General features: G+C 68.1%; 8 protein-coding genes and 2 pseudogenes. 3 read left to right on the top strand and 7 right to left on the bottom strand.

Translation table 11 applies throughout. The features are described 5' to 3' along the window. Positions 1-74, top strand: a pseudogene (locus tag AQI95_RS50545) (transposase); the annotation flags it as partial. Positions 75-135: 61 nt separating this feature from the next. On the opposite strand, the gene AQI95_RS43625 reads toward AQI95_RS50545, so the two are convergent. Next, positions 136-573, bottom strand: a complete 438-nt coding sequence (locus tag AQI95_RS43625) for a glutaredoxin domain-containing protein (protein ID WP_067137013.1) — start codon at positions 571-573, stop codon at positions 136-138. A gap of 139 nt (positions 574-712) precedes the next feature. Between AQI95_RS43625 and AQI95_RS43620 the strand changes: the two genes are divergently transcribed. Next, on the top strand, positions 713-2,167 hold the full coding sequence (locus tag AQI95_RS43620) for an NF041680 family putative transposase (protein WP_079072002.1): 1,455 nt from the start codon (positions 713-715) through the stop codon (positions 2,165-2,167). A gap of 59 nt (positions 2,168-2,226) precedes the next feature. Here AQI95_RS43620 and AQI95_RS46140 read toward each other — a convergent pair whose 3' ends face one another. The 4 genes and pseudogenes from AQI95_RS46140 to AQI95_RS43610 all read right to left on the bottom strand — a co-directional run bounded on the left by AQI95_RS46140 (position 2,227) and on the right by AQI95_RS43610 (position 3,945). Further along, the gene (locus AQI95_RS46140; protein WP_244189111.1) at positions 2,227-2,412 is read right to left on the bottom strand and encodes a hypothetical protein; all 186 of its coding nucleotides are present in this window, start codon (positions 2,410-2,412) and stop codon (positions 2,227-2,229) included. Between the two features lie 41 nt (positions 2,413-2,453). Beyond that, a pseudogene (locus AQI95_RS50540) lies at positions 2,454-2,570 on the bottom strand (IS5/IS1182 family transposase); the annotation flags it as partial. 235 nt (positions 2,571-2,805) lie between these two features. Continuing rightward, positions 2,806-3,150 carry a hypothetical protein gene (locus AQI95_RS43615; protein ID WP_208614428.1) on the bottom strand — a complete coding sequence of 115 codons (345 nt, stop codon included), beginning with the start codon at positions 3,148-3,150 and terminating at the stop codon, positions 2,806-2,808. A 33-nt stretch (positions 3,151-3,183) separates the two neighbouring features. Then, positions 3,184-3,945, bottom strand: coding sequence for a hypothetical protein (locus tag AQI95_RS43610; RefSeq protein ID WP_159056760.1), 762 nt, complete (start codon positions 3,943-3,945; stop codon positions 3,184-3,186). Between the two features lie 112 nt (positions 3,946-4,057). Here AQI95_RS43610 and AQI95_RS47765 point away from each other — a divergent pair, with 112 nt between their 5' ends. Continuing rightward, entirely contained in the window at positions 4,058-4,225 is a 168-nt protein-coding gene (locus tag AQI95_RS47765) for a hypothetical protein (RefSeq protein WP_159056759.1), read from the top strand. A gap of 169 nt (positions 4,226-4,394) precedes the next feature. Here the strand turns inward: AQI95_RS47765 and AQI95_RS43605 are convergent, their stop codons facing one another. Together AQI95_RS43605 and AQI95_RS43600 are read right to left on the bottom strand one after the other, a co-directional pair. Further along, positions 4,395-5,741, bottom strand: coding sequence for a hypothetical protein (locus AQI95_RS43605; protein WP_067137007.1), 1,347 nt, complete (start codon positions 5,739-5,741; stop codon positions 4,395-4,397). 349 nt (positions 5,742-6,090) lie between these two features. After that, the gene (locus AQI95_RS43600; RefSeq protein ID WP_067137005.1) at positions 6,091-7,740 is read right to left on the bottom strand and encodes an IS4 family transposase; all 1,650 of its coding nucleotides are present in this window, start codon (positions 7,738-7,740) and stop codon (positions 6,091-6,093) included. Between the last annotated feature and the right edge of the window lie 156 nt (positions 7,741-7,896).

Raw genomic sequence — 7,896 nt, 5'->3', positions numbered from 1 at the left:
ACGCCATGCGTGAGCTGATCGCCGAGCGTGAGTTGCTGACGGTGTTCCTGTTACCCGCCTACTCGCCTGAGCTTGTCTTTTAACCTCTGCCTGCTTGGGCCTGCGGGCGCCTCTTCGGTAGAGCGTGGTTTCTGATCAGGCGGAAGGGGAGAGCTGTTCGCGCACCCATCCGGGGTCGGGGTTGGTGTGTGGCTTGCCCGCCACGACGACGGTCGGCACGGTCTCGTTGCCGTCGTTGGCTGCTCTCACCGCTGCGGCTCCTGCCGGGTCGCGCCAGATGTTGACCCAGTGCGACTGGCGGGCGCTGCGGCCCAACCGGATGCGCAGTCGTATGCAGTATTTGCAGCCCGGCCGCCAGAAGACGACCGGCTGGCCGTCGACCGCGCTGCGGCGTTGTGCCTCCAGCGTGCCGATCGACCTCGGGAAGATCAGAGGTGAGTTCACGCCGGCGAGCGCCAGGAACACCAGCAGGAGTGCCGCGGCCGTGCCGGGGCTCCCCGTGAAGATCAGCCCAGTCGCGAGGGCTGAGCCGCTGAGCACAAGCAGTATCGGCAGGATCCAAGCGCGCATCATGGTGATGCAGGCTATCGATGGGTCGAAATGCTCCTCGAACTAGGCCGCTCACCTGGGTGTTCGCCGGACGCTGAGGCGGCCTTCGTCTGATCATGTGCTCCGACCAAGGATGCACGTGACCACGACGAAGGCCGTGAAGGTGAGTCTGCTGCCTGATCATGTTCCGGGGGAAGCGTTCGCGAAAGCGTCACGCTTCCGGGAGGACTTATTCGACTGCCTGACTGCGCGCGGGGACGAGTTGTTCGACCTCACGGACGCGTTGCTGTGTGCGGACGGGCCGGTGAGGGCGCCGGTGGACCTGACGCTGGTGGCCGAGCACCGGCGCGGGCATGGCGCGCTGTACGACGCACTGAACAGCGGAAATGTCGATGTGCCCAGGGTGCGGCAGGTGTTGGCGGGCCTGCCCATGCCACAGGCCGCCGACGGCCGCCTGGTCCTCGCCGTCGACGTCAGCAACTGGCTCCGCCCCGACGCCCCGACCAGCGCGGACCGCCTGTTCTGCCACGTCTACGGCCGCAGCGGACGGTCCTCGGACCAGTTCGTGCCCGGCTGGCCGTACTCGTTCGTCGCCGCGCTGGAATCGGGCCGGACGTCCTGGTGCCAACTGCTGGACGCCGTGCGTCTCGGGCCGGACGACGACGTCGCCGAGGCTACCGCCGCGCAGATCCGCCGGGTGGTCACCGACCTGATCGAGATGGGCCGCTGGCACTTCGGCGACCGCGACATCCTCATCGTCTTCGACGCCGGCTACGACGCTCCGTGCATGGCCCACCTCCTCGACGGCCTCCCGGTCGAGGTGCTGGGACGGATGCGCTCCGACCGCGTCATGCGACGGCCGACGCCCTCGCTCAAGGAGTACGCCCTGTCCTACCCCCAGGGCGGGCGACCGCCGAAGCACGGCAAGGAGTTCCGCTTCGCCAAACCGGAGACCTGGGGAGAGCCGGACGCGGCCACGGTCCAGGTCACCGACCGGTACGGCACCGCCCGCGCGATGGCTTGGGACCGCCTCCACCCGAGGCTGACCACCCGCTCCGCGTGGATCAACCACACCGGTGAACTCCCCATCATCGAGGGCACGCTGATCCGACTCCAGGTCGACCGCCTGCCCGGTGGCGGAGACCCGCTGCCCCTCTGGCTGTGGTCGTCGGCCACCGGTCTGAGCAGCGAGGACGTCAACGTCCGCTGGCAGGCGTTCCTGCGCAGGTTCGACATCGAGCACACCTTCCGGCTGATGAAGCAGACCCTCGGCTGGACCCGGCCCAAGCTCCGCACCCCCGAGGCCGGAGACCGCTGGACGTGGCTGATCATCGCCGCCCACACCCAGCTCCGGCTCACCCGCGAAGCCGCAGCGGACCTCCGCCGCCCCTGGGAGAAGCCGGCCGAGCCCGCACGGCTCACCCCCGCCCGCGTCCGCCGGGGGTTTCGAAACCTCCGCCCGCACCTGCACTGTCCAGCCCGTGCACCGAAACCCTCAACACCCGGACCAGGAAGGCCACTTGGTTCCAAGAACCGCCGCCCCGCGACCCGCTATGACGTTGGAAAAACGACCAGGCGTCCCGAGAGCATCATCGAGCGCGACAGCCTCAGAGGTTAAAAGACAAGCTGAGTGCCTGTTCCATATCTCCGGTTCTGAGTAGCCTTGGCGCCTATTGATCAGAAACTCATGGGGCTCTCGCCCAAGACGTAGCGGACGTGCGGGCCGCCGAAGTAGCCGCGGACGATGTGGGGCTGACGCTGGCGTCTGCGGAAGAAGCGGCGGGTCTCGGCGGCGAGTTCAGCCTGGTCGCGGGCTCGGTGTTGCTTGGGCAGCAGCCCACGACCTGGGCCGGGACGTCGCACCAGGCGACTCCCTTGCGCAACACGTAGACGATGCCCGCCAACACCACCCGATCCGGCACCGGAAGCCGCCCGGGTTGGCGATGGCGTCGGGGCGGCCGCTCCGGAAGCAGCGGGGCTATGCGCTTCCAGAGGTCGTCAGGAACAAGATCAGCAGACACCCGCCAGACCCTGCCCAGATGCAGCGTCAGACACCAGCCGACATGCCGATCTCATTCTGAAATGATCAGTTAGTGGGCCCCACCGTTGCCTGGACAGTGGGCTGCACCGTTGTACCGAGAGTTGCAGCACCCCTCCGCGCGCTTCCGGCGTTCGCCCAGCTCACCCCCCATGGGCAAGCCGGTCACCCTTACCGACACCTCTTTCTCCGCGTAAGTCGGAGGGAGAGGACCTAGTTCAGCACAGGCCAGCACAGCCCAGAGTCCCCATCCCGGCTCCGTCCACTCGTCCCGGGGAATCTTGGAAGTGGCCGCCCAGGGTGTGCCAAGACACGTCGAGGTGCTCGAGGCGCAGCGCCTCCAGGCCTGCGGTGACCAGCCCGCACCGGTGGTACTTCTCCATGGTGTAGGGCTGTTCGACCCACCCGAGCCCGCAGCGGGCGCAGACGGTGTAGTAGATGGCGAAGGCGACGTTGGCGGCGAGGTTAGCGGCACGCTCCCTCCAGCCGGGGCGGGTTTGCGCCGTCTGCTGCAGCGACGGGACGAGCGGGGAGGCGAAAATCCCACACCCGGGAACAGGCACTGGCCGCGAGGAGGGCCAAAGCGACCATGTGAGTCAGTCGGATTCCGCCCGCATGTCGGAGAAGACCCTGCCCAGCGCGTCGTCCTGATGCCGGGGCGCCGCCCTGTCGGAGAATACGGCCCGGGCCCGGTCGAGGTCGTCGCGCCGGAAGGGGCGGGGTACTTGGGGGGTCAGCCTGATGATCAGCGGACGGGCCCCCGTCTGCTCGTACGCGGCGAGCTTGTGGTGCCCGTCGAGGAGGTATCCCACGCAGCTTTCGGCGGTGGGGAACAGTGCGACCAGCGCCGGCAGGTCGCCCCCGGCGCGGATACGGTCGCGATAGCCGCGCTCCGCCCTGTGGTCGTGGGGCGGCCACGCGTCGGTGGTCACCAGCGCGAGCTCCTCGTCGGCGTACCAGTGGTGGACCTGGAGGGCGCGCGGGTGGACCACTCGCAGCTGGTGCGGAGCGACCGCGGCCGTCGTCACGTACCGCCCGGAGGCGAGCAGTGACAGCAGCGGGCGCAGGCGTTCCGGATCCGGTGGCTCAGCCTGGCCGGTGCGCGGATCGGGCACGAGGCCGGGGGCGCTGAGCCAGTCGGTGAGGTACTTGACCTCAAAGAGCCCGGGGCCGCCCGTGCCTGCGCGGGCGGCCAGCCAGCCCACGCTGCCGCGGCCGTCGTTGGCTTCCAGGAACACCGGATCGCCGGCAAGCAGGAGCAGGCTGCCACTCTCGTCGCCGGTCACTTCGATGACGCCGTGTCCGTCGGGCACATCGAAGCACACGGAGGGGGGAGGCGGAGGAGGTCGTCTGATCATCTGCCGATCCTATGGGCGGCTGGCACCGCTACCCTGAGGCGCGATGTCCTCCGGCCCGACCAGGCGGACGCCGTCACCGGACGGAAGAAAGCCCGTCGAAGCGGAGGTCCTTGTGCGCGCCTGGGTCGACGGTGGCATCGACCTCGGCGACGCCGCCCAGCGCCAGGCCCTCGGAGACCTTGCCGCCGCCGACATGGTGACGCGCGGCGACATCATCTCTTGGGCGCAGAGTTTTGGCAGTGACCTTCGTCAGCGCAACGCGTTGTATGCGTGTCAGTGATGTGAATCGGTCCCCACCGGTTTCATGTAGTGACGGCCTCGACTCCCGCCCGGCGTCGGGGCCGTCGCGGTGTTGGTCCTCCCCCCCTGCGGCGACCTCGTCGTTGTGCCCCATGACGACCAGCCCGAAGCAGAAAGACTGACGATGCGGGCCTGGCCGTGCTGAGCGGTCAGAGGCGGTGTAGTGGGGCTGTGCCGTTGAGCCAGTGCCAGTTCACGGGCTGCGACTGTTTCTTGAGGGCGGTGCGTTCCTTGGCGTAGGCGCGCAGCGCGTTCTCCACCACCTGGCCGAGGTCGCCGAGGGCGGTGGGGCACGGGATGCGGAGCATCAGGTGCTGTGTGCGGTGCACGAGGATCAGCTCTCCCGTGGGGGTGCAGTCCGCGAGAGTGAAGTGCTTGAGCAGCTTGTACCGGGTGTCTTCCAGGTCGAGGCGTTGGGCTCGGACCCCGGTGGCTGTCCAGGCGAACAGTCCGTACCGGTTGAGGTGGTAGATCCGCTCGCGTGCGGCATCGGCGGCGATCTCGAAGCAGAACCCGGTGAAGGGGCTGTCCCGGTACAGGTCCATGCCGCCGAGCTGTCCGACGAACTCGCCCTTGTCGCTGACGAGGACGAAGGCGAAGCGCTGGCCGCGGCTGCCACCCCGGTAGATGTGTCCGTAGACGGGAACGACGAACAGATCCTCACGCACCACCGCGGGCCGGCCCAGCCGCGCGTCGTCCCAGTCCCACCGCCGCGCGGTCTGCTCGAGCCCGGTGAGGTGCTCGGTCAGCGAGGGCCGCGGCCGATGATCCATGCCGACCGGCTTGTCGTCGAACAGGACGTCCGGCCTCAGGTCGGCTTCGGTGTGCTTGACCGGTTCGGCCGCCATCGAGGCCAGGGCCCGCAGGGTCGGCTTCGAGGTCGGGGTGAGGGGCTGGTCGGTGACCGACACGATGTTGTCGAGCAGGTTGCCGTAGTTGTAGAGCCCGTACTCGCCGGTCGTACACAGCAGGCGGCCAGCAGGGGTCGTGCTGATCCAGGCGGCGAACGGGTCGCGCGGGCCGTCGTCGTGCCGGCTGCGGGGCATGCCGTGATGCGCGGTCACGGCCGTGAGGTCCGCAGTGATCAGATGGGTATGGTCTCCCGAGCCGGTTGCGGCGAGTGTTCCGCCGGGCAGGACGCACAGTCCCTTGGCCCACCACAGGTCCATGCCCAGCCCCGTCGTCGGGCCACCGAACGTCGTGTCCTGGCGCAGGTACTCGTCCTGCCCGGAGACCGCAGTGGCGAGCAGGGTGCCGTCGGGGGCGTACCTGTTCACCAGCGAGTAGCCGAAGTGTGCCTTCGCCGCCGCGGCTTCTTCGTTCGCCACGCCGTAGGTGTGGCGGTGGATATGGGAGAGGGCGTAGATCTCGCCGGAAGGGGTGGTGGCGACGTCGTCGACCTTCAGGCCCCAGCCGTCGGTGTACCTGCGTTCCAGGTCGATCGCATGGTGATTGACGAGCGCGGACGGCAGCAGCACGGGTATGGCGTGAGTCATCAGCCCATTCTCATCGGCCCCACTGACAACGCCCCTCCTCGCCCACCACGCCGTGGGCGACATCGATTCGCTCCGCGAATCCGCCGCTCGCCTGCGAAGGATCAACGACTCCATCGGCGGTGGCGTTGAGATGGAAGCCGACACTGCAGAACTCCTGCGTAACCTCCTGCCCCGGCCTATCCACGTCCGCTGACCCGAGGAGGCTTGTGCTGATACCCGCCGACCAGCTGGCTATCAGTCCTGCGACGGCCTGGAGAGTGCTGATGACGCTCGTTGAAAGCGACCACCGGGTGCTCTGAAGCGGGGGCAAACCTGCTCTGTTGATCTCCCAAGGCCGCGAAGTTAAGGATCACGGGGGCGGAGTCAAGGGGGTTGGCGAGGCAAGCCTGTAGGTGGCTGGAGCGGTCTTGGTGAGCAGCCCCTGGCGTGCCCATTTGGCCAACTGGACACGGAAGCTGTTGAGGGCCTTCTCATTGGTGATGCCGAGTGGGCGACCGATATCAGCAGCGCGCCATGCTCGCTCTGGCGCCGAGTGCATGATCGCCATGACGGCTGTGGATCGGCCCGGAGCCGGGGCCGGGAAGCCCATGTCCTCCGGGCCCGTTGGTGTCGTGCGGGGTGGTCCGGGCTGATGGATCTTCGCCACGATGGCGGTGATGTTGGTCGAGGTCCGGGAGCGGCCTTCGCCGTTCCAGGTGTGGTAGCGGGAGATCCCGGATTTGACGGTGCGCGCGCTGAAGCGGGCGCGTCGGTGTGGCAGGAGGCCGGCGAGTACGGCTCCTCCGATGTGCCCGACCAGGTCGACCGGCCCGGTGGCTGGCGGCAGGACGCCGGTCGCGGTGGTGACGCTGTCGCGGACGGCTTCCAGAGCGACGGTGAAACTGGCCCGGTCGGGATCAGCGCCCTGCCGGGTCTCCACGGCGGTGACCATCACCGTGCGGATGGCCTGGTAGAGCACCAGCAGGGCCCACATCTCCTGCTCGATGCCGACGGGGTCCTTGGAGCGCAGCACCCGGCCTCGCAGGAGGGTGTGGCGCAGGGCGAAGTACGCCGATTCGATCTCCCACCGCTCGTGATAGAGGGAGATCAGAGCCTCGGCCGGGTCGGTGCGAGGATCGGTCAGGGTGGTCACGAGCCGGTAATGGTCGCTCACCACGGTGCCGTCGGCGCCGGTCACCGTCACCCTGGCTTCAATCACTCGAAGCTTCAGCCGGTAGATCTGGGTGAGGTAGGAGCCGTCGGGCAGGGTGGCGAGGACCGGGGGACGGCGGGTGGACTTACCGCGGGCCAGGAGTTGCGCGCCCGAAGCGACAGCGGCCTCGAGGAAGTCACCGCTGTCGAATCCACGGTCGGTCAACACCAGCATGTCCGGCTTGAGCAGGCGGACCAAACGCAATGCGTAGGCGTTTTCGCCTGTGCTCGAGGGGCCGAAGGCGGCGCCGAGCAGGCCCCGGGTCCCGGTCTCGACCAACGTCATCAGCATGAGTGCCGGATAGCCGGCGAGGCCGAAGCGGGCCCGGGTCTTGCCCAGCCAACTGCGGTTGCGTTCCTCGTCGGGTACTCGCAGTGAGCTGCAGCCGTCGAAGGCGACCGTGCGCCACTTGCGGTACCGCACGCCGGGAGTGCGTGGCTGGGCCAGCGGGCCGGCCAGTACCTCGAACAGAGCGCGCAACGGTGCCACCCCGATCCGGCGGCGCAGATCCCGCAGGGCCTTCTCCGAGGGGGACACCACGGGCAGCTTGCCAAGCCCGGCGACCATCTTGTCCCACACCAGGCGAGCACCCACTCGGTCGAAGAGCCCCAGGGCGAGCACGAAGTACACCCCGGTCCGGGAGGGCAATAACCGCAACCGTCTTTGAGTCGCCCCGGTCTCTTCCAGCACTGAATCCACCAGCTCGAACGGCAGCACCTGTGTCAACTCGCCGAGATGGCCCGGAGCATAGACGTCCGACGCGACGGTGACAGTTCGAGTCGTATCGACCGTGGCACACTTGGGCACGCGAGACCTCTGCTCTTCAGGATGATCTTGGTCGATCCCTGAACCACACAGAGGTCTCGCTCTATTTCCCCCTCCAACCACCCTCCCGCGTCGACGACTTGACGCCGCCCCCGTGATCCTTAACTTCGCGGCCTTGGTTGATCTCCCCATCCATCG

Origin of the sequence: Streptomyces yokosukanensis (assembly GCF_001514035.1) — a bacterium.
Lineage (GTDB): Bacteria > Actinomycetota > Actinomycetes > Streptomycetales > Streptomycetaceae > Streptomyces > Streptomyces yokosukanensis.
Note: the sequence above shows the minus strand (reverse complement) of the source record. Positions and strands in the feature narration are given on the sequence as shown.

Coding starts and splice junctions, on each gene's coding strand:
- AQI95_RS43625 (WP_067137013.1), bottom strand. CDS start 573: ATGATGCGCGCTTGGATCCTGCCGATACTGCTTGTGCTCAGCGGCTCA.
- AQI95_RS43610 (WP_159056760.1), bottom strand. CDS start 3,945: ATGATCAGACGACCTCCTCCGCCTCCCCCCTCCGTGTGCTTCGATGTG.
- AQI95_RS43605 (WP_067137007.1), bottom strand. CDS start 5,741: ATGACTCACGCCATACCCGTGCTGCTGCCGTCCGCGCTCGTCAATCAC.